Annotated in this window: 20 protein-coding genes and 1 tRNA gene; 8 read left to right on the top strand and 13 right to left on the bottom strand. The window is 58.6% G+C overall.

The window, feature by feature from the left end; genetic code table 11:
* Positions 1 to 35 precede the first annotated feature (35 nt).
* The 6 genes from ACR0JA_RS13130 to ACR0JA_RS13105 all read right to left on the bottom strand — a co-directional run bounded on the left by ACR0JA_RS13130 (position 36) and on the right by ACR0JA_RS13105 (position 4,273).
* Complete coding sequence (locus tag ACR0JA_RS13130; protein ID WP_480575313.1) at positions 36 to 965, bottom strand: electron transfer flavoprotein subunit alpha/FixB family protein; 930 nt, start codon at positions 963 to 965, stop codon at positions 36 to 38.
* Positions 965 to 1,723: an electron transfer flavoprotein subunit beta/FixA family protein gene (locus tag ACR0JA_RS13125; RefSeq protein WP_480575310.1), complete on the bottom strand. Its 759-nt coding sequence runs from the start codon at positions 1,721 to 1,723 to the stop codon at positions 965 to 967. Before ACR0JA_RS13125 ends, ACR0JA_RS13130 begins: the two co-directional genes overlap by 1 nt.
* A 183-nt stretch (positions 1,724 to 1,906) precedes the next feature.
* The gene (locus ACR0JA_RS13120) at positions 1,907 to 2,479 is read right to left on the bottom strand and encodes a cob(I)yrinic acid a,c-diamide adenosyltransferase (protein WP_480575307.1); all 573 of its coding nucleotides are present in this window, start codon (positions 2,477 to 2,479) and stop codon (positions 1,907 to 1,909) included.
* On the bottom strand, positions 2,480 to 2,683 hold the full coding sequence (locus ACR0JA_RS13115) for a twin transmembrane helix small protein (protein WP_480575304.1): 204 nt from the start codon (positions 2,681 to 2,683) through the stop codon (positions 2,480 to 2,482).
* A gap of 78 nt (positions 2,684 to 2,761) precedes the next feature.
* Complete coding sequence (locus ACR0JA_RS13110) at positions 2,762 to 3,589, bottom strand: SDR family NAD(P)-dependent oxidoreductase (RefSeq protein WP_480575301.1); 828 nt, start codon at positions 3,587 to 3,589, stop codon at positions 2,762 to 2,764.
* Between the two features lie 69 nt (positions 3,590 to 3,658).
* On the bottom strand, positions 3,659 to 4,273 hold the full coding sequence (locus ACR0JA_RS13105; RefSeq protein WP_480575298.1) for an SH3 domain-containing protein: 615 nt from the start codon (positions 4,271 to 4,273) through the stop codon (positions 3,659 to 3,661).
* Between the two features lie 201 nt (positions 4,274 to 4,474).
* On the opposite strand from ACR0JA_RS13105, the gene parC reads away from it, so the two are divergent.
* The 5 genes from parC to ACR0JA_RS13080 all read left to right on the top strand — a co-directional run bounded on the left by parC (position 4,475) and on the right by ACR0JA_RS13080 (position 11,060).
* Positions 4,475 to 6,823 carry a DNA topoisomerase IV subunit A gene (gene parC, locus ACR0JA_RS13100; RefSeq protein ID WP_480575295.1) on the top strand — a complete coding sequence of 783 codons (2,349 nt, stop codon included), beginning with the start codon at positions 4,475 to 4,477 and terminating at the stop codon, positions 6,821 to 6,823.
* A gap of 97 nt (positions 6,824 to 6,920) precedes the next feature.
* Positions 6,921 to 7,514 (top strand): hypothetical protein, encoded by a 594-nt coding sequence (locus ACR0JA_RS13095; RefSeq protein ID WP_480575291.1) that lies wholly within the window; start codon positions 6,921 to 6,923, stop codon positions 7,512 to 7,514.
* Between the two features lie 113 nt (positions 7,515 to 7,627).
* Positions 7,628 to 8,803, top strand: a complete 1,176-nt coding sequence (tuf, locus tag ACR0JA_RS13090) for an elongation factor Tu (RefSeq protein WP_480575288.1) — start codon at positions 7,628 to 7,630, stop codon at positions 8,801 to 8,803.
* Between the two features lie 203 nt (positions 8,804 to 9,006).
* On the top strand, positions 9,007 to 10,266 hold the full coding sequence (locus ACR0JA_RS13085) for a hypothetical protein (protein WP_480575285.1): 1,260 nt from the start codon (positions 9,007 to 9,009) through the stop codon (positions 10,264 to 10,266).
* Positions 10,263 to 11,060 (top strand): hypothetical protein, encoded by a 798-nt coding sequence (locus tag ACR0JA_RS13080; protein WP_480575282.1) that lies wholly within the window; start codon positions 10,263 to 10,265, stop codon positions 11,058 to 11,060. The genes ACR0JA_RS13085 and ACR0JA_RS13080 overlap by 4 nt, the downstream gene beginning before the upstream one ends.
* A 28-nt stretch (positions 11,061 to 11,088) precedes the next feature.
* Here ACR0JA_RS13080 and ACR0JA_RS13075 read toward each other — a convergent pair whose 3' ends face one another.
* Positions 11,089 to 12,339: a surface lipoprotein assembly modifier gene (locus ACR0JA_RS13075; protein ID WP_480575279.1), complete on the bottom strand. Its 1,251-nt coding sequence runs from the start codon at positions 12,337 to 12,339 to the stop codon at positions 11,089 to 11,091.
* Between the two features lie 315 nt (positions 12,340 to 12,654).
* On the opposite strand from ACR0JA_RS13075, the gene ACR0JA_RS13070 reads away from it, so the two are divergent.
* Positions 12,655 to 13,404: a transferrin-binding protein-like solute binding protein gene (locus ACR0JA_RS13070; protein ID WP_480575276.1), complete on the top strand. Its 750-nt coding sequence runs from the start codon at positions 12,655 to 12,657 to the stop codon at positions 13,402 to 13,404.
* 70 nt (positions 13,405 to 13,474) lie between these two features.
* Here the strand turns inward: ACR0JA_RS13070 and ACR0JA_RS13065 are convergent, their stop codons facing one another.
* On the bottom strand, positions 13,475 to 14,179 hold the full coding sequence (locus ACR0JA_RS13065; RefSeq protein WP_480575273.1) for a lysophospholipid acyltransferase family protein: 705 nt from the start codon (positions 14,177 to 14,179) through the stop codon (positions 13,475 to 13,477).
* 144 nt (positions 14,180 to 14,323) lie between these two features.
* Here ACR0JA_RS13065 and ACR0JA_RS13060 point away from each other — a divergent pair.
* Both ACR0JA_RS13060 and lptF read left to right on the top strand, forming a co-directional pair.
* Positions 14,324 to 14,399, top strand: a tRNA-Trp gene (locus ACR0JA_RS13060).
* A gap of 995 nt (positions 14,400 to 15,394) precedes the next feature.
* The gene (lptF, locus tag ACR0JA_RS13055; RefSeq protein WP_480575270.1) at positions 15,395 to 16,522 is read left to right on the top strand and encodes an LPS export ABC transporter permease LptF; all 1,128 of its coding nucleotides are present in this window, start codon (positions 15,395 to 15,397) and stop codon (positions 16,520 to 16,522) included.
* A gap of 54 nt (positions 16,523 to 16,576) precedes the next feature.
* Here lptF and ACR0JA_RS13050 read toward each other — a convergent pair whose 3' ends face one another.
* Genes ACR0JA_RS13050 through ACR0JA_RS13030 form a run of 5 tightly spaced genes read right to left on the bottom strand, consistent with a single transcriptional unit; the run spans position 16,577 to position 20,917 of the window.
* Positions 16,577 to 17,665 carry a DUF1513 domain-containing protein gene (locus ACR0JA_RS13050; protein WP_480575267.1) on the bottom strand — a complete coding sequence of 363 codons (1,089 nt, stop codon included), beginning with the start codon at positions 17,663 to 17,665 and terminating at the stop codon, positions 16,577 to 16,579.
* 4 nt (positions 17,666 to 17,669) lie between these two features.
* A complete protein-coding gene (locus ACR0JA_RS13045; protein WP_480575264.1) occupies positions 17,670 to 18,680 on the bottom strand; it encodes an imelysin family protein in 1,011 nt (336 codons plus the stop codon).
* 3 nt (positions 18,681 to 18,683) lie between these two features.
* Positions 18,684 to 20,174, bottom strand: a complete 1,491-nt coding sequence (locus ACR0JA_RS13040; RefSeq protein WP_480575822.1) for a di-heme oxidoreductase family protein — start codon at positions 20,172 to 20,174, stop codon at positions 18,684 to 18,686.
* A gap of 16 nt (positions 20,175 to 20,190) precedes the next feature.
* Positions 20,191 to 20,676, bottom strand: a complete 486-nt coding sequence (gene bfr, locus ACR0JA_RS13035; RefSeq protein WP_480575261.1) for a bacterioferritin — start codon at positions 20,674 to 20,676, stop codon at positions 20,191 to 20,193.
* A complete protein-coding gene (locus ACR0JA_RS13030) occupies positions 20,624 to 20,917 on the bottom strand; it encodes a (2Fe-2S)-binding protein (protein WP_480575258.1) in 294 nt (97 codons plus the stop codon). Before ACR0JA_RS13030 ends, bfr begins: the two co-directional genes overlap by 53 nt.
* Between the last annotated feature and the right edge of the window lie 25 nt (positions 20,918 to 20,942).

The raw sequence follows: 20,942 nt of genomic DNA, 5'->3' as shown, positions 1-20,942 counted from the left end.
TTGCGGGCCTTTTGGAAGGTTCTTGCCGAAAGGTCTTAGCCGAGTTTTTCTGTCAGTTCTGGCACCGCCTGGAACAGGTCGGCGACCAGTCCGAAGTCTGCGACCTGGAAGATCGGCGCTTCTTCGTCCTTGTTGATCGCAACAATGACCTTCGAGTCCTTCATACCCGCCAGGTGCTGGATCGCGCCCGAGATGCCGACAGCGACATACAGGTCCGGGGCCACAACCTTGCCGGTCTGACCCACCTGCCAGTCGTTCGGGGCATAGCCCGAGTCGACTGCGGCACGCGATGCGCCAACAGCTGCGCCCAGCTTGTCGGCCAGCTTTTCGATCAGGGCAAAGTCCTCTTCCGAGCCGACACCGCGGCCGCCCGAAACAACAACGCCCGCCGATGTCAGTTCCGGACGGTCGCTTTCGGCCACCTTGTCCTCGACCCACGACGACAGACCTTCGGAACCTGGAACAGCAACGGTTTCAACCGGTGCCGAACCGCCTTCGCCCGCCGCGTCAAAGCTGGCGGTCCGCAGGGTGACGACCTTTTTGGCGTCGTTCGATTTTACGGTTTGGATCGCGTTGCCCGCGTAGATCGGACGCTCGAAGGTCGAGCCGTCAACAACGCCGGATGCATCCGAGATCACCATCACGTCCAGCAGCGCGGCAACGCGCGGCATGACGTTCTTGGCGTCGGTGGTCGCAGGGGCCACGATGTGTTCGTACCCATCGGCCAGCGACACGATCAACGCGGCGGTCGATTCCGCCAGGCGGTGGCCCAGCGACGCATCCTCGGCCACCAGAACCTTGGACACACCTTCGATCTTGGCGGCGGCCTCACCGGCAGCGGCGGCCGAGCCACCAGCTGCCAGAACGGTCACATCGCCCAGAGCCTTCGCGGCATTGACGGCCTTGGCGGTGGCGTCCAGCGACAGCTCGCCATTGTTAACCTCTGCGAGAAGAAGAACAGCCATTATACAGCCCCCGCTTCTTTGAGTTTCTCGACCAGCTCGTCGACCGAGCCCACCACGATACCGGCAGCGCGTGCAGGCGGTTCATCGGTTTTGACAATCTCCAGACGCGGGGTGACGTCGACGCCGTAATCGGCGGCGGTTTTCTCATCCAGCGGCTTTTTCTTCGCCTTCATGATGTTGGGCAGCGACGCATAGCGCGGCTCGTTCAGGCGCAGGTCAACGGTCACGATGGTCGGCATCTTGACGCTGATGGTCTGCAGACCGCCATCAACTTCGCGGGTGATCTTGGCGCTGTCGCCTTCGATGTCCAGCTCGGACGCAAAGGTGCCTTGCGACCAGCCCAGCAGGGCCGAAAGCATCTGACCAGTCGCGTTCATGTCGTTGTCGATGGCCTGCTTGCCGCACAGGACGATGCCTGGCTGTTCTTCCTCGACCACTTTGGCCAGGATTTTCGCAACGGCCAGAGGCTCGATATCGGTGTGGACGTCATCGGCGGCGACGACCAGAATCGCACGGTCGGCACCCATTGCCAGCGCGGTGCGCAGGGTTTCCTGCGCCTGCTTGACGCCGATCGAAACGGCAACGACTTCGTCAGCCTTGCCAGCCTCTTTCAGGCGGATCGCCTCTTCCACGGCAATCTCGTCGAACGGGTTCATCGACATTTTCACATTGGCGAGATCAACACCGCTACCGTCCGCTTTGACGCGAACCTTCACATTGTAGTCAATCACGCGCTTTACAGGCACGAGTACCTTCATTTTGGCGCTTTCTCCTCAAAAAAACGGTAAGCCGCGAAGCGACTCCACCAATGCTCTCGGAGGTTTCAATAGCGACTCAATCCGGGCCGCAACAGGGCAAAATCGTCACGTCATGTCGTTGAGACGTCGCGTTTCGCGTTTTTCGCCTGAGTCATTGGGAAAAATTGGCTGCAGAGGCGGGGTTCAGCGGTTCGCACCCGGAACCCATAACACGTCGTCGCGCCCGTCGTTGTTGGCGCATCGGGCGGCAACAAAGAACCAGTCGCTGAGACGGTTGAGGTATTTCACCGCCACATCGTTTACGGGCTCCATGTTGGTCAGTTCCACCGCCAGCCGCTCGGCCCGGCGCGAAACGGTCCGGCAGACATGTAATTGCGCCGCCAGCGGAGACCCGCCGGGCAGGATAAAGCTGCGCAAAGGTTCTAAAGTGTCGTTCATCACATCGATCTCGGCCTCAAGCCGGTCGATCTGCGCGGATACGATCCGCAGCGGCGGATAATCGGCTTCGGCGTCCTTATCCATGTCCGGACGGCAAAAATCGGCACCAAGGTCGAACAGATCGTTCTGGATACGGGCCAGCGCGGCCTCGACATCGCCGGTCGCCTGGGTGCGGGCAACACCGACAAAGGCGTTCAACTCGTCCACCGTGCCATAGGCCGTCACACGGCCGGAATATTTGGCGACGCGTTCGCCATTGCCCAGTGCGGTTTTGCCGTCATCACCGGTGCGCGTGTAGATTTTGTTGAGAACGACCATCTATTGCACCCCTTGTCCGCGCAGCCAGACGTAGAGCACGATCAGCACCACGGCAATGAACTGAAACAGGATACGCAGGCGCATCATCTTGTTGCTTTTCATCGCGGCATCCGTACCGGGTTTGCCGAAATTGGAGATGCCAATTGCAAGCACGACGACCACAGCCGCCATGGCTAACAGCAGGACGACCATCAACAGGTCCATGACTATACCGTCCATGTTTTTGTTTCGCTGGCTCTCATCTAGCCCCAAAGGACCCAAAAGCGAACGGTTAATTTCGTCTCAGATATCCGACAGGATGCGGTCGATTGACCGGGTCGGCAAAATACGGCGCAGGTATCCGGCAATATAGGTTGGCGTCGTCACGTAATAGCGCGCCCGCGGACGTTTTGCGCCCACCGCATGCGCCAGCTTTTCTGTCACCGCCGAGGCCGGTAACTCAAACTTGTCGGGCCCGGAGGATTCGTAGAGCCGTTTGAGCAACGTCTTCTCGTATTTCTGACGCAGCGCCGAGTTTTGCCAATCGATGAAGCGTTCAAACATGGGGATCGAGTTCTCGCGAATCTTGCTGGTGATCGGTCCGGGCTCGATCAGGATGACCTTGATATCGGTGTCGCGCAGTTCCAGCCTCAACGTGTCCGTCAGACCCTCGATTGCATATTTTGTCGCCACGTAGGCCCCGCGCCAGGGAAAGGCGACCAGGCCGAGAACCGACGAGTTCTGGACAATTCGCCCATGCCCCTGCGCCCGCATGACGGGAATCACCTGGCGCGTCAGTTCGTGCCAGCCAAAGACATTGGCTTCAAAGATCAGGCGCAAACCTTCCGTGGGAACATCCTCGAGCGCACCGGGCATGCCATGGGCACCATTGTTGAACAAAGCGTCCAGCGTGCCGCCCGTGGCCTCAAGCACTTGTGCCAGACCCGAGGTGATGGTGCCCGCGTCGGTGTAGTCGATCAGAGGGCTTTCGAACCCCTGGGCGCGCAGCCGGTCGCAATCGCGTTGCTGGCGGCACGATGCAAAGACACGCCATCCCCGCGCACGCATACCGTGTGCAGCGTCAAGCCCTATGCCCGACGAGCAGCCGGTGATGAGAATCGTTTTTTGCATCGCGTTTCCGTATCTGTCCCCGGCTTATTGCTAGGGTGCGTACCCGGTCAGGGCAATGATACAGACGCGTCAAAATGAGGATTTGCGGACCAGCGAGGCCGAAACCCATCCGATCTGTTGCGCAGGCAACACGCGCAGGCGCAGCCAGCCGGTTCCCGATTCGCTGAGGACCTCGACCTTTTGGCCAAGCGTGACCTTTGCAATAATCGGATAGATTGTTCCCGGTCCATCGCGCATGTTCACGCGTGTGCCCGAGATTTCACGAATGTCCTTTTCCGGTTCCGGCAGGGCCGGTTCCGGTGCGGCGTCGGTTTGGGTGGTGGCAGCAACCTGACGAAGCCCGGTCGCACCATCCTCAAGCGATGCCAGCGTCAGATTGGCGCCCTGATTGGCGAAAGTGGAAAACCCGGACAAAGAATTTGCTTCGACCTCATCCGCGACAGCAACAACTTCCTGAGTGGAGGCCACCGGTTCGGGTGTGACGCGTACAGGAACCGCACGCACGGCGACATTGGTCACAAGATCTTGCGCCCTGTCGGCAGGTACGGGTTCGGGTTTCGAAATGGACGCCACACGGTCCGGTTGTGACGCGCGCTCACCGCGCGGCTCAAAATCGGGCCCGCCGCTCATGACGTAGAATGTCCATCCAAGTGCAGCGAAAGTAATAACAATAAGGCGCGTCATGGCGCTCCCCCCGGGTCAATCGTAACAACTAAATCTGGCAGCAATTCAATCGTGGAAATCTTAGCATAATTTGGGCAACGAGTCGAAAAACCGGGGAAAACGGGGACTTGCGTCCCCCTGTTGCAAAAAGCGCGACTTGTCCCCAGCAAAATATGCGGCGATTGCTTTACCCGCGCGCTCTTGCGTCGTATCACATCATATATGAACGACACGATCGACGACCCCAATATGGAGGCTCCCGAAGGTGGGGGCGAGGTAGCCGAACCGCTGCGCCGCGCAATTGGTGAGCGCTATCTGACCTATGCGCTGTCCACCATCATGCACCGCGCCCTGCCGGACGCGCGCGACGGGCTGAAGCCGGTGCACCGGCGAATCCTCTATGCCATGCGCGAGCTGCGACTCAGCGCAACCGGAGGCTTCCGGAAGTCTGCCAAGATTTCCGGCGACGTGATGGGTAACTACCACCCGCATGGCGACGCCGCGATTTACGACGCGATGGCGCGTCTGGCTCAAGACTTCAACGTCCGCTACCCGCTGGTCGATGGGCAGGGCAATTTTGGCAATATCGACGGCGATAACCCGGCGGCCTCGCGATATACCGAGGCGCGGATGACTATCGTGGCCGAAGCGCTGTTAGAGGGTCTGAACGAAGACGCTGTTGATTTTCGCGACAACTATGATGGCACGCTGACCGAGCCGGTTGTGCTGCCTGCCCAGTTTCCGAACCTGCTGGCCAATGGTGCCAGTGGTATTGCGGTGGGGATGGCGACGAATATCCCGCCGCATAATATTGCCGAGCTGTGTGACGCCTGTTTGCATCTGATCAAAACGCCCGATGCGCGCGACGACACGTTGCTCAATTATGTGCCCGGCCCCGACTTCCCAACGGGTGGTGTCATCGTTGAACCGCCCGAGAACATCGCACAGGCCTATCGCACAGGTCGCGGGTCGTTCCGGCTGCGCTGCAAATACGAAGTCGAGGACCTGGGCCGAGGTCAATGGCAGATCATCGTCACCCAGATTCCCTATCAGGTTCAGAAATCTAAGCTGATCGAAAAGATCGCCGAGCTGATCCAGACCAAGAAAATCCCGATCCTCGCCGATGTGCGCGACGAATCTGCCGACGACATCCGCCTTATCCTTGAGCCGCGGTCCAAGAATGTGGACCCCGAGGTGCTGATGGGCATGCTCTATCGCAACTCGGACCTTGAGGTGCGGTTCAGCCTGAACATGAACGTGTTGATCGACGGTGTAACACCCAAGGTCTGCTCGATGAAGGAAGTGCTGCGCGCCTTCCTCGACCACCGGCAAGAGGTGCTGCTGCGCCGGTCACGTCACCGTCTGGGCAAGATCGACCATCGCTTGGAAGTTTTGGAAGGCTTTATCGTTGCCTTCCTGAACCTCGACCGCGTCATCGATATTATCCGTTACGATGATGACCCCAAAGCCGCGCTGATGCGCGAGGATTGGGGTATCGACCACGTGCGCGCGACAGATGAAACCGACTACGTCTCGCCCAAACCGGGCGAGGGCGAACTGTCCGAGGTTCAGGTCGACGCCATCCTCAACATGCGCCTGCGCAGCCTGCGCCGTCTCGAAGAGATGGAACTGGTCCGCGAACGCGATGAACTGATGCTGGAACGCGCCAACCTCGAAGACCTGCTGGCCGATCCTGCCCTGCAATGGGCCAAGATCGCTGAGCAGCTGAAAGAGACCAAGAAGACCTTCGGCAAAGACTACGAGGGCGGCGCGCGCCGGACACAGTTCGCCGAGGCCGGGCAGGTCGAAGAAGTGCCTCTTGAGGCTATGATCGACAAGGAGCCGATCACAGTCGTCTGCTCTCAGATGGGCTGGATTCGCGCCATGACGGGCCATATCGACCTGAAGAGAGAGCTGAAGTTCAAGGACGGCGACGGCCCGCGTTTCATCTTCCACGCAGAAACCACCGACCGGTTGCTGGTGTTTGCCTCGAACGGACGATTCTACACTGTCAGCGCTGCCAACCTGCCCGGGGGGCGAGGCATGGGTGAACCGCTGCGCCTGATGGTCGATCTGCCGAACGAGGCGCAGATCATCGACATTCTGATCCACAAGCCGGGGCGCAAGCTGCTGGTGGCCTCGGACGCGGGCAACGGATTCATGGTGCCCGAAGATGACGTGCTGGCGCAGACCCGCAACGGCAAACAGGTGCTGAACGTCAAAGGTGATGAAACAGCGATGATCTGCAAACCGGTCGAGGGCGACCATGTCGCCGTGGTGTCGCAGAACGGCAAGTTCCTTGTTTTCCCGGCGGAAGAACTGCCCGAGATGACGCGCGGCAAGGGTGTGCGCCTTCAGAAATACAACATGGCGCGCGGGCGGCAGGGGACGCTGGAACTGGATGGCGGTCTGTCCGACATCACGACCTTCAACTGGGAAGAAGGCCTGAAATGGTCCATGGGTGGTGACAAGACGCGGCACGAGGCGGACATGTCCCAATGGCTGTCCAAACGCGCAAGCGTCGGGAAAAAGCCGCCCTACGGCTTCCCGCGCGACTATAAATTCTCGTGATCGCGCCGCCGGGAAAGTGGAATTTCGCCGATGCGCCTTGGCACAAGACGCCTTGGTGCGCTAGATCAAAGCAAAACGGCCTATCGAGACGAGAGACATGTTGCGCATTCTGACCCTGATCACCGGACTGGCCCTGATGGGCGCGTGTACGCAAACGCAGGTTTACGAGGAGCCCGAAAGCCTGGGCGAGTTCAAACTTCGCGTGAACTATGCCTTCGCCGAAAAAGCCAAACAGGGACCCGTTTCCCGAGATGCGACACCCAAGGAATGGGAAGATGCGATCCAGAATGCGGTCGATATTCGGCTGGGCCGCTACGAGGGAGCGCAAGAATACGACATTGGCATCAGCCTCGAAGGCTACATGCTGGCACCGCCGGGTATCCCTGTGATCTATAATCCGAAAAGCACCGCAATCGTTCTGGTCAATGTCTATGACGTTGGCAAAAAGGAATTCGTAGCCAAGAAAAAGCAGTTTCAGGTTCTCGAAGACACAACGGGTGAAAGCGCCTTGGCCGGATCAGGCCATTCGCGCACCAGAGAAGAGCAAATGAATGGGCTTGCATTGAAAGTTGCCGACCGGGTCGAGGAATGGTTGGCAGAAGAGCATAAGGACAACGGTTGGTTTGATCGCCGTCCGGACCTGATCCAGCCGCTCGATTCTGGCACTGTCACGCAAAATCCGGCGTCCTAACCTGCTTTTCACGCAGGATGTGCTTGATTTTCACCTTTGAACCAAATATCTCGCGCGCGCAGATGTAACCACGGGACCAAGGGTCCCCCAAATCGCAAAAGGGCGCCTGAGGAATGGCAAAGGAAAAGTTTGAGCGTACAAAACCGCACGTCAACATCGGCACGATTGGCCACGTTGACCACGGCAAGACGACGCTGACCGCAGCGATCACCAAGTATTTTGGTGACTTCAAAGCGTATGACCAGATTGACGGTGCGCCGGAAGAGAAAGCGCGCGGCATCACCATCTCGACCGCCCACGTGGAATACGAGACCGACAACCGCCACTACGCACACGTTGACTGCCCCGGCCACGCCGACTACGTCAAGAACATGATCACCGGTGCCGCTCAGATGGACGGCGCGATCCTGGTTGTGAACGCTGCTGACGGCCCGATGCCGCAGACGCGTGAGCACATCCTGCTGGGCCGCCAGGTTGGCATCCCGAAGATGGTCGTGTTCCTGAACAAAGTGGATCAGGTTGACGACGAAGAGCTGCTGGAACTGGTTGAGATGGAAGTTCGCGAACTGCTGTCCAGCTACGAATACCCCGGCGACGATATTCCGATCATCGCAGGATCGGCTCTGGCCGCGATGGAAGGCAACAACCCGGAAATCGGCGAAGAGAAGATCAAGGAACTGATGGCGGCTGTTGATGACTACATCGACACCCCCGAGCGTGCTGTTGACCAGCCGTTCCTGATGCCGATCGAAGACGTGTTCTCGATCTCGGGCCGTGGTACCGTTGTGACCGGCCGTGTCGAGCGTGGCGTGATCAACGTTGGCGACGAGATCGAAATCGTCGGCATCCGCGACACCAGCAAAACCACCTGCACCGGTGTTGAGATGTTCCGCAAGCTGCTGGACCGCGGTGAAGCAGGCGACAACATCGGCGCCCTGCTGCGTGGTGTGGATCGTGACGGCGTTGAGCGTGGCCAGGTTCTGTGTAAGCCGGGTTCGGTTACCCCGCACACCAAGTTCGAAGCCGAAGCCTATATCCTGACCAAGGAAGAAGGCGGTCGTCACACCCCGTTCTTCGCGAACTACCGTCCGCAGTTCTACTTCCGCACCACGGACGTGACCGGCACCGTGACCCTGGCCGAAGGCACCGAGATGGTCATGCCCGGCGACAACGTGTCGTTCGGCGTTGAGCTGATCGCACCGATCGCGATGGAAAACGGCCTGCGTTTCGCGATCCGCGAAGGCGGCCGCACCGTCGGCGCCGGCGTTGTGTCGAAAATCATCGAATAATTCGCACCCGCGAATGACGCGACAGAAAGGGCACCCCAACGGGTGCCCTTTTTTTGTTGCATGGCGTCTTGGCTGTGGCGTGGCTTGGGATAGCTCGGGATTTCCTGCAACAAAGTCCGGAAAACACAATAGTTTCGGCACTGAGCTTTCTCGTCAAAGTTGTTTGGATCGCATAGGTTCCACTTCGTTTGAAGAGAAAAATAATGACCGATTCGAAGCAGAAACAAGATTTTTCCGCGCGCATTCAACGTATTCAGGAAAAGCATGGTGGCACGTCTCAGGCTCACCAAACCCAGCCGGATGACCCGATGCCTCGCCCAAAAGGGCAGGGTGCGCGAAACGCCGCGATTTGGATGGTGTTGATCGTTGCGGCAGGCGCTGGCGGATTTTTTGCGCTGAAGGAGCTGAAAAATTTCCGTTCGCAGTTGCAACTGACCTCAACCACCGATGCGCCCGTGCCGGTCGCAGAGGCCAAGCAACCCGAGATCGCAAGGCAGATCACGGATCAGGGCTGGGTGATTCCAAGCCCTGGGGTTGCAACAGTTGATCTCCGAGAATTGACGGTGTCGGATATCGCAGATGGGTTTGACGCGACCATCCAGCCTGGCGCCCCTCAGTCTTTGAAACCCTTTCTGGTCAACGACACCTGTACATTCAGAAAGCCCAGGTCAGACGAAGTCGTCTACAACGTACGGATGGAAACGGGCACCTTGCCCACCACAACCCATGTCTTTTCCAATGAGGCGATTGCACACGCACTTGAGGATCATGTCGAGGCGGTGACGTCATCGTCGAAGGCCTATTTGCTGGATTCCCGCGCCAGGGGGCGGATGTTCGCAGTAGACGTCTTTGTCACCGACACATCGGCACCAGTTTATCTGGTTCTTCAAAGCTTTCGCCAGAACGTTATCTGGAACCTGCAACTGGCTCAGGGCGTTACGGTGGCACATGTTGCGATGATTGGAGAGAATTCGGGGCTTGCCGTTCCGGAAACGGACGTTTCATTCGAAGCCATCAGAATCAGCGACTTTGTGACCAATTTCGAATTTGGCGCAAATGATGAACCGCAACCCTGTATGGTAGCTCCCTGGCGCGAACCGCAGCCACATTGGCCTGCGCAAGTCTACGCCAATGATGGCAATGACCTCTACAAGAACCAGATTTACAGCTTCAATACCGGCTACCGGGCGTTTGGTGACTGGTACGAACCGACAATGGGTGTTTCCGCTGCGACCAACGTCATAGCCCCCCATAGTGCGGCCCATGTTCTGGTGGGCGAGGTTCCCGAGCAAAGGATCCAGTACGCCGGTCTCGCTGGACGCGATGCTTATGTTTCCCAGAACGACTTTGCCGTCATCGGCGATGACGCGTTCGAGAATGCACATCACGCGTTGTTGGCAGCCGCCGTCGGCGGCGATCCCGGACTGCTGGATCCCGCGCCGCAAGAGAGGGCCGAACAATGAGAATAATCGGGACCGCGTTGACTTTGGCGATTCTGGCGTTGTTGGCCGTTTGGTACCTTCCGACGATGTATTGGGGTTACCAGATAAGCCGGGAAATGGCGCGTGCTCAGGCCGGTGACGACGAAGGTTTCAAAGCTCTGGGCGAGTTGACCGAGGGACCGCCCCTGATCGCTTGGTTAAAGCGCAACAAGAACCTGAACCGCATGTTCAACCCGACCGAACTGACGCGCGACCGTTACGTATCTTATGCGGTGGAAATGCCGTTTGAGGATTTGATGCAACCGGGCGAGGCGTTGCCGGACCCGGAGTTCCGAGAGCTATACGCCAGTGCGCGCGCGCCCCGGACACTGATCGCATACTGCCCCGAAGTCCTGCAGCACCTCGGTGTCAAATGCGATGTTTCGGGAACGACCGCGACCATTTCTCGTGACGGTATGGCGCGGCTGAAAGGCCAATTGCACTATGTCCCAAGTTATGAGTTGGGAGATCCTTCGGCAGTCAGCAACGGCAAACTTGTGTCGGTTAGGGCGCAGCTTATCAATAAGCACGACTTGCGGAACACGCCGGAAAACCGGGCCATCGCCTTTGGGCGCGCCTTGGAGATCTGCTCCGCGCTGCGAGAATTGGTGGGGAACTGCGCTGTTTCGGCGGTCCGGCTGGATAGCAGTCAGCGCGGAGAATTCGAAACGCTTAGGGCGTCGGCAAGCTTTGGCGTCTTTGCGGACAGCACTCAGTACCGGCGCGACTCACTTCAGTCCGAGGTGGACGCGATTGTCGACCACATGTTGAACTAGGCGCGGGCCATTCGGTGTGCCCTCGTCGCTAAAATCGCCTTTCCACGCCCAGCTCAAATCCGGATTCGGCATAGCTGAACGCATCGATCCCGGATTTTGTGCGTTTGTAAGTGAGCATCAGGAAAGGTGAAAAGCCATTTCCAAAGAACAGATCGTTCTTTTCGACCCTTAGGTTCGCGCCCCAGGTGTCCTCGTTTGGGTTGCCGGTAAACAAAACGCTGGGGGTTTTGTATTTCTTGTGCTCAGCGAATATGGCGGGTCTGAGGGTAAAGCCTCCGCGAATGTCCACTTGCCCAAAGATTGTAAAACGCTGGCGTATGAAATTCTCGAAATTGTCGTCGGTGGACTTGTCCTCGTAGAAGAAACTCGCGCCGATCAGCCCTTTGCCGCCAAACGAGCGCCGCAACCCGATCTCGGCGTCAAACTCGTGCCCATCCAACTGGCTTGAGGTCGGGTTGTGCAGTTTCGTCCCGCTGACCAGAGCAAAGATTGAACCGCCGGTCCGGTTGCGCCGTTCCACTGCCGCCTGAAGCGCGACCCGGTTTTCATAAACATTGCCGCCCAGCAGGCGGGTCGAGACGAGCGGACCAAAAGAGGCTGTCGTGTTCTGTGTAAATGCCCGCACCCCGAACCGCGCCCCGAAGATATAGTCGTCGTATCGGGATGTCCGGGCCTCGGTCACATCGAACGATGCCGAGGCATAGGCGGCGGTGTCGGCACCGAACAGTTTCCAGTTCAGCGGCTTGCGAAAATTGGCAGATCCTGTGACGCGCACGCCAAGCTCATTCGATTTCTCGCGGTTCAACACAAACGGCAGGTTAAGGCCCGAGAAATCAAGAATAATCTCATCCGTGTCATAGTCCCTTTGGTCGCCTACGTCGGTCAGTCCGATGCTGAGATCCCATTCGAACCCGCGACGGGCGTCGATATCGCGGATCAGACCAAGAACCTTGGCGCGAACAGGATCAGGCAAATCACCGGACAGGGCGGTGAAAAACTCGTTCCGCGCGCGGTTCCATTGTCGCGCGCGATAGTAGGCAAGGCCAAGTTCTAGCCGGACGCGGACAAGGTTGGGGTTTGCTGCAAGGATTGACGAAAACTTTTCGATCGCGGCATCCGTGTTCCCAAGCTGCATGTCCCGCAAACCGCTTAGAAAGACGGTCTCGATTCTCTGTTCGGATGTTTCGGGATTGGCGACAATTTCGGTTTGGGCCGATGCATTGTGACCAAATGTGGAGGCCGCCATTAGGCAGGCAATCAGAAGCAGAATTCGAAACAATGCGGGTACACCAAGCTTAACAGGTCAATGAATGCCGTTCTTAGGTGGAGTTTCTGGGATTGAACAGAGCGCTGCTGTGCAGTGCGTTCAATGTGGCAGATCGGACACGCTCAGATTGTATTTCGGAATTAACTTGTGCGCGCTTTGCCAAATATTAATTTGGCTTGGAATTTCAAACCAGTCGGAGGGGATATGTCGACGAAAATAAGTCTTTTAGCCGTTACATTGATAACTGGATTTTCATTAAGTGCGTGTAGTTCAAGCAGCAGCGGAGGCTCCTCGGGAGGCGGCAGTAACGCCACTGGCGAGATCACTTTGCCACGAAACGGAACGCTCGAATTGGATGGGCAGGCAGTCACCGCCGAAGTGACCGGTGCTACCGTGACCAACATTTCCAGTCGGCAATCGTCAACTCTTAGAATGACAACCGAAGACGGCGATATCGTAGCAACCCGTTTCAGAGCGCCGGGATCGGGTGTTTCGTTGGATTCAACTTCAGGCGATTCACTGACTCGCAGTTCCAGCGGTGTCCTTTTAGCGTTCGAGTCCCCGGATTTGAACGATGCTGCGGTATTGGTCGATCCATCGAGAACGCGGTTTGAACACCAGACTTTTGGTATCTGGCTTGAAGACCGCAACCGGGCGGTCGCAGTTGCTGGTGCCGGGTCCTACGGGTATCGCACGAGTTCCAGCGACATCCCGACCGGTCGGAACGCAAGCTATGAAGGCGTTAGCACAGGCGTTGCAATTCTTGCTGATGGGAATGGTTATCTGACCGCGTCCGAAGTCGACGTTACAACCAATTTCCGCACCGCAACAATCACCAGCTCGGGCACCGTGGCTTCCCGGCTGTCCGATGGCACCAACGTAAACGCGGCCAACCTGGACTTTTCAGGATCTGGCGATGTTTCTGGAAATACCTTCCGCGCCAACATCGCTGGCACCGGGACCAGCGGCACCGCAGACGGCAGATTCTACGGGCCGAATGCCGAAGAAGTTGGCGGGACATTTCAGGCGGCTGGTGCGGGTGGAGTTAGCCACATCGGGTCCTTTGGTGCAGACTGACGCCCGGCTCGGAACTTAAAACCTAGGCCCTGCCGTTTTTCGATGGCGGGGCTTTTCGTTTTGCCCAGGTTTAGCTCTTGGGCTTCCAGGGCGCGCGCCCGACCATCTCGTCTGCCTCAGCCGTGATTTCATTCATATGCTGTTCAAGGCTAAGCCGCAGGCTTTCGGTCTGGTCCTCGCTGGCCTTACGCGGAACTGTTTCGGTCCATTCGCGGCATAGAAAGACGCCTTGGTTTCGCCAGGGGCGTGGCATCAACAGGCGATCCCAAGTCCCGGCTTCGCGGCCATGGCGGGCGGAAAAGGTAATCCCGAACACGCGCTTGCCCGAGGCACGGGCCCAGACCAGCGGTACCGTCGAGAGCACACGCTCAGGCCCGCGCGGTCCGTCGGCGGCGATGCCGATCGATATCCCCTGCTTCATCTTGCCCAGCACTTCGCGCGACAGCGCCACGTGGCGCTTTTTGCTGGCCATGGCGATCGTGTCCATCCCAAACAGGCGTTGTACCCGTCCCACCATGCTGCCAGCGCGCGCCGAAGAGGTAATCGAACAGATACGCCCCTTTTCCAACGGAAAGAAATACGGCGATTGCGCCAGGCGCTGATGCCACAGGACGACAATGATTGGCTCGCCCTGTTCGACCAGCCGGTCCAACTCTTCATACCCGATCCGCTGCCAACGCGTGTTGCGATTCACCATTCGAATATAGGACGCGATGCGGCGGGCAACCCAGTTCAGAACGGCTTCGCTGTCGGCGATTTTCTTGCGGAGGCTCACTGCTTTGTCCTTTGTACCGGGCGAGGCATGTCTTACTGAACCTGACGTCGGGCGCAATGGTTTTGTCCTTTTGCGCCGCGCGACCGATTCTGAAAAAAGCCTCTTGAGTCCGCTGCGCGGCTGGCATATCTGAGGGCGCACCACAGGGGTATAGCTCAGTTGGTAGAGCGACGGTCTCCAAAACCGTAGGTCGCGGGTTCGAACCCTGCTGCCCCTGCCAGTCTTCCAAAAAAGGTTTGGCCAGTTACACAGCGCTTTGCAGCGAATGAGTTATGTGCAGCTTTTGGTGAGGCACCACAAATCGGTCGGCGCAAGCAAGAGCAATTGGCTGCGTAACTTTATGTGGATGGCAAAGCTGCTGGCCGAGACATCCGCACCCCCGGCCGAGAAGAAAGCATAAGCGGTGATCGAGAGAGCGTTGAATGGGTTCTGGTTGCAGGACGCCATGGCGGAATTGTCAGGGCAATCTCGTCCAAGAATTCGGCATCGAAGGTGTTCGAAAACTAGGTCATGTTGTCCTTTGGCGCGGCGCTCACATTTTGGAAGACATCTAAGCCGGCTCCACTAGGCATAGGTTTGACGCGAAACAGGGGTCGTCGCTGCTGATTCCCCGAAAATGCTGCGCGGCCTGCGAGACTCACGGCAGGGGCTGGCTCGGGGCCGAGGTCGCGGGGGAAAGTAACCCCGTCGAGGTCGGTGATGTGCCATGGGAGTGCAGACCTGCAACAGGTCAAGCATCAAATTCGCACGGGCAGGCGGTCATGAGTTCTGCAATGCAGTATTTGCGCGAATACACGCCATCCTCGCAGCAAGTTTCCGCTACGTAAGCAATACCCCGGTTTGCGGCGCAAAGAAGTTGTTCTATGCCGTTCGAACCAATCGAGCGGGGATCAAGATGAAACTCAGCATTTTTGAAATCGTAGTCATATTGGCGGCAAGCTCTGTCGCGGTGGCCGGATTCATTGGTGCCGCAAGCGTGTTGATTTCGGGCGCCTGAGCAAGCCTGTCGCGCTGAAACTCAAGCGCCTTGTCCGCGCTGCCCTAGTGCGCCTACCTTTTCAACAAAAGCGAAGATCAAGCGCGTTGGTTGCCGAGTGTCACTGCGGCAATGCCTGACGCGCGTTACACGACAGCTTCCGTGCTATTCGCGGTTTCCCCCGCCTTTTGAATGGCCTAAAGTCGCCGCACGTCACAAGCCGCCGGAAAAGAGGTCACATGTCGCGATTCGATGGGTATTTCCTGCGGCAACTGCTGATCCTGTTCGGTTTCTTCACGCTTGTCCTGGTTGGCGTTTTCTGGATCACTCGTTCCGTCAGCCTGTTTGATCGGGTGATCAGCGGCGGTCAGTCGGCGCTGGTGTTTCTGGAGTTCACGGCCCTGACCCTGCCGACGCTGATCCGCACGGTGATGCCAATGGCCGTGTTTGCAGCGGCGGTTTACGCAACCAACCGGTTGAGCCGCGAAAGTGAACTGACAGTGATGTTGGCGACGGGATCCAGCCCTTGGCGGCTTGGGCGCGCGGTTTTTGCCTTTGGCCTTTGCGCCGGTCTTATGATGGCGGTTATCAGCGTTTTCCTGCGCCCTGCCTCGCTGGATCAGCTTGAGCGGCGACAAGCCGAGGTCGCGGGCGACGTCACCGCACAGTTGTTGAACGAAGGCGAATTTATGCATCCCACGCCCGGCGTGACCGTCTATATCGGGCGGGTGGATCTGGACGGCACGCTGCACGAGGTCTTTGTTTCCGACGGGCGCGACAATGAGAACCCGGCCAGCTACTCCAGCGCCACAGCGTACCTGGTGAACTCTGGTAGCGGCGTCAATCTGGTCATGGTGGACGGGATTGCGCTGCGATTGGATCGGAACGGTAACCGGATGTCGTCAACCTTGTTTCAGGACGCGACTTATGACATCTCGAACATGACCGACGACACCAAGATGGGGCGACGCAGCCTCGAGGCGATCCCGACATCCGAACTGTTGAGTAATCGTGACAAGGTGACCAAAGAGGAAAGACATACCGAGGGCGAACTGGTCGACGAGCTGCATCAGCGGTTTTCCTGGATAGCCATCAATATCGCGGTGGCGCTTGTCGGGTATTCTGCCCTGATGCTGGGCAGTTTCTCGCGCTTTGGCCTCTGGCCGCAGATATTTGTCGCCTTCACGTTGCTGGTGTTACTCGAAGGGTTTCGCGGAATGATCTCGCCCGTCGTGATCGCGGATCCAAAGCTTTGGTCCTTGCTGTATCTTCCGTCAGTGCTTGGGATTGTTCTGTCTGCACTGTTTCTGATGATAGCCGGGCGGCCTTTGCTGCGAAAACGCAGGGCAACGGCGACCCCGGCCTGAGGCCAGCCAAGGCTCAGAAACTTCAGGTCAGGCAGATGTCCCCGAGATAGATTGTTATCCACTGGCGTTTATCCGGACCAGATGATTGTCCCATTTGCATTCTGTCAGGGCTGTCACCTTGGCTTGCGCCTCGCTCAGTTGCCCGACCTGACCAGTTCCAGTGGTATAAACCAGCCCTGCCGGGCCGGTCGCTAGCCCGCAGACGTCTTCCAGATCAAATGCACCCTTGAATGCGCCGCTTTGGACATCAAACCTGTGCAGGGCATTGCCGCGCGGGCAGGTTATCGCGACCGCCTGCCCGTCCGGCGAAAAGGCGACGCTTCCGGCATAGCCCTGAAGGATGCTCTGATCCTTCTTGCCCGCTGCCAGCAGAACAGGTACGCTGCCACGGCGGTGCAGGCCTAGCAGTGGCGGATGTTGCGACGTGCTGCCTTGCCACTGCATCGCAAAGGCGATCAACCCGTCCTTGCGCACCGCCAGATGGCGGATGGAGTTCTTGTGCAATCGGCCAGACAGCTCCACCTGTTCCAGCACCGACCCGGTCAAGTCGCAATAGATCAGGTTGGGGCGCATGGTCGGCAGGTTCAACTTGGATCGGCCAGAGTCCGGGTGAGTTTCGATCCCGCCATTTGCAATCGCCAGCGACGCACCGTCGGGCATCAACAGCAAATCGTGCGGACCAATCCCGCCCGAAGAGAATTCCCCGAGCCGCGCATACCCCTTGGCCACGTCCCAGATGCCGATCATCCCTTGGCCGCGCTCGAAGCGGTTTTCTGTTGTAAACAACAGAGTGCCATCGGCCGAGAAGCTTCCGTGACCATAAAAATGGTGCCCTTGTGGTGCCTCGAGGCGCGCGATTTCGGCACCGGTCGCACAGTCGATGATCAGGGCAAAAGTGCCGGGACGGCGGGCAAAGGCGACCGCTTGGGCGTGATGTGGATGCGCAGCGGCAGCGTGACCTCTGCCGGGCAACGGCCGCGCAAACGTGATCTGACCCGCTGCAGTCAGGCCCACCATCCGGTATGAGCCGTCCGGAAAAAGAGCCGCTGCCAGAAAATCCGGCGCACCGACCGCCGACCATCCGGAAACGGGGCTCAGACTGGCCGCAGCAAGGCAGGTCAGGAACTGGCGACGACTGGTCATCGCGCTAGTCCCCATCCAGCGAATTGAAACCTGCACCGATCCCCAAAGCGGGACCCAGCCGGGTCGTGGCAATCTGGCGAATGTCCGAAGTGGACTGTTGCAAAGCCTCGACCCGAATCCGCCCCTGAGGGGTAGAGACGCCCGAGAAATCCGGATCATCCAAGCTCTGCGCCCGTTTAGAGGCGCGATCAAAGGCAGCTTCGAAATCCCCCTGGATCTCGGGGTGGTCAACGGACAGCCCCAGGGCCAGTTCGCGCAGCGCAATCAGGGATAGCTCGACATGGCGCAATGACCGGGCCGATCGGCGGGCTTCAGCCCGCTTGGGGCGCGGCCGGTCGAAACTGCCCAACGGGCGACCGATCCGTGTGTCGGCGGTGAACTCCAGCCCCGTCGATAGTGCTTTGAACAGCTCCTGCATCGCCTCATCCGTCGAGCGATAGGGGCTGTCGCCGCCCGGTTGCGTCAGGTGCTGCGCGTAGGTCTGCCAATCCGCGCCGATGGCTCGGGCGTTCACGTCAATATCCGCCGCGATGGCCCGGATCAGGGCACAGCGGTATTCGGCGCTGCCTTGATCGCCAAACGTGGGATCGTAGAGCATTTGCTCCAGCGCAAAGAAACCTCGGCCCGCGACCGAGGTTTCAGCAAAGGCGCTTGGGTTCCGAACGGCGGCATCTTCATCCGCGATCAGATTGGAAAGCGCCTTTGGCGTAAAACCTTTGGTGTCGGGCCAGAAGGCAAGCGAAAAGGCGCGGTCATCGACCTCGGACGGGCCAAACCGCAGGTGGCTGACCGAAATCCAATCGTCGAACGCGTCCCCATAGGCGGCGCGCAAGGCCTCGGAGCCCGGTGTGCATTCCGCACGTGCCGTTTCGTTGAGTACCTGAGTATTTTCAACCAGGCGCGCATAGCCGGGCAGGATATGGGATTGGGTGATATCAATCAGGATCGGTGCGCGATCCTGGGCAAAGGCGACAAGAGGCGGCGCCAATGCCGCAACAAAACTCAGATAACGCATAGCTCAGAGGCTCTCCAGAAATCGAACAAGGGCATCGCGGTCGGCTTTTGGCAGGGCAACAACGGCATCCCGGGCAGTTTGTGCTTCGCCCCCGTGCCAAAGAATGGCTTCAAGCAGTGAACGGGCGCGACCGTCGTGCAAAAATTGAGTATGGCCCGAGACTCGTTCAGTCAGGCCAATTCCCCACAAAGGAGGCGTGCGCCATTCGCGGCCTGTCGCGCGGGCTTCGGGGCGGTTGTCTGCAAGGCCTTCGCCCATGTCATGCAGCAGCAAGTCGGTGTAAGGCCAAATCAGCTGAAAACTGTGCTCGGGCCGGTCGGGCATCCGGTGCGTGACATGGGCCGGGGTGTGGCAAGAGGCGCAGCCCGTGGAGTGAAACACTTCTTTCCCGCGCAGAACCTGCGGGTCGTCCACGTCGCGCCGGGCCGGGACGCCCAGATTGCGGCTGTAGAAGGCGACAAGCTCCATACCGGTCTGATCAATCTCGAAGCCGCGCACGTCGTTGTCGCCATGCGGCGCGTCAACACAGTTGGACTGAGCCTTGGTGCAGTCACCGTGCGGGTCGGGGAAATAGGGGTTCGATATGCCTATATCGCCCGCAAAAGCGGCAGCCGATTGTTCCATCACCGTCGGCATCCCGGCCTTGTGGCCGAAGCGCCCCATCATGGGTTGATCGAACTCGGTCGACCAGACGATATTGGCCCGGCCCGAGATGCCGTCGCCATCCAGATCATCCGGATCGGCCCGCGCCAGCAGGTCGTCGACCGGGATCGATTCCAGCAGCCCAAGGCCAATCATTTGCGGCGCGACGCGTGGGCTCAGCATCGCGTCGGGGTGCAGCGGACCATACCCGAGCTCTGTCGCGGCATAGGTCGGCTGCCTGAGAGACACGGTTTCTCCACCCGACAGCGCAACCGGGACTTCCTGATAGCTGATGTCCAGACGATATTCGGCTGGGTGACCTGCCAGCGCAAAATCCTGCATCTGGCTGCCATAGTTTGGCTCAGGCCGGGTCGCGATGTAGTCGGCGATTTCGCTCGGGGCATCGTCTGGCAGGCCGGGAACCGAGACGCGCAGGAACATCGAAATTGCGTTGTCGTCCGGCCCGTTCGGCGTATGCCCACGTCCGTCCTTGATATGGCAGCGCTGGCAGGATCGGGCGTTATACAACGGGCCCAACCCGTCAGAGGCCAGGGTCGAGGACGGAGAAGAGACCCAGATCTTCTTGAACAACCCGTTGCCGACCCGGAAGTCCAATTCCTGTTCAAAACTGATATTGGCCGACGGTTGCGAAAACGCATCCGCGTCGTTGCGCACGCGCACAGTCGCGGCCCCGGCGCTAAGCTGTTCGAATTTCTGCGCAACCGAGAAATCATCAGGTGCGGCGGTTGCTGCCTCGATCCGGGTGCGTTCTTCGTCGGTACGGGAAAGGGTATTCAGGTGCGGGTCCGCAAGCTGATGCGCAAGGGACGGGGTGGCCGCAAGGGCGGTCACCGCAAGCAAGTGAACGCTAGTCTTCGGCGTCCATTTTCGAGGCGTTGAGCTGGGCATAGTTGGCTTCGCCAATCCTTTCATACAGATCAAGCTGCGTTTCTAGGAAATCGATATGGCTTTCTTCATCCGACATCAATTTCTCGAACAGCCCCATCGAGACATAGTCGCCTGCCTCGCGGCAGTATTCCCGTGCTTCCTTGTACAAGGCCCGGGCATCAATCTCGGCCGCCAGATCACATTCGAGTGTTTCCTTCGGCGTTTGGCCGATCCGCAACGGGTCAAGCTTCTGAAGGTTTGGGTGACCCTCAAGGAAAATAATGCGTTCGATCAGTTTGTCCGCATGCTCCATCTCTTCGATGGATTCCTCGCGGCTTTTCTTGGCCATATGGCCAAGGCCCCAATCCTCTTGCAGCCGGTAGTGCAACCAGTACTGGCTAACCGCTGTCAGCTCATGCCGCAGTGATTTGTTGAGATATTCGATTACTTTGGGATCGCCCTTCATCAGCATTCTCCTGTGTTGCTCCGGCGCGTAGGGCCCGAAGCTGCATGGGGACTTCAAGATTATCGTCTGATCGCATCGTGTCTAGAAACAGTGGCATGCAGCTACCACAATCTGCTGATTTTCCAAGGGCATGGTAGATCTTACCCGGAGTAATAATCGTCTGCGGATCCGCAGTCCGCATCCAGTCGATTGCGGCGCGAATGTCGTGGTCTGAGATATTGGTGCAGTGGCATACGATCATGACGACTCAGTCTGCTCTGATATTT

The organism is Ruegeria sp. AM4 (assembly GCF_056540665.1).
This window is presented reverse-complemented; position numbering and strand designations above follow the sequence as displayed.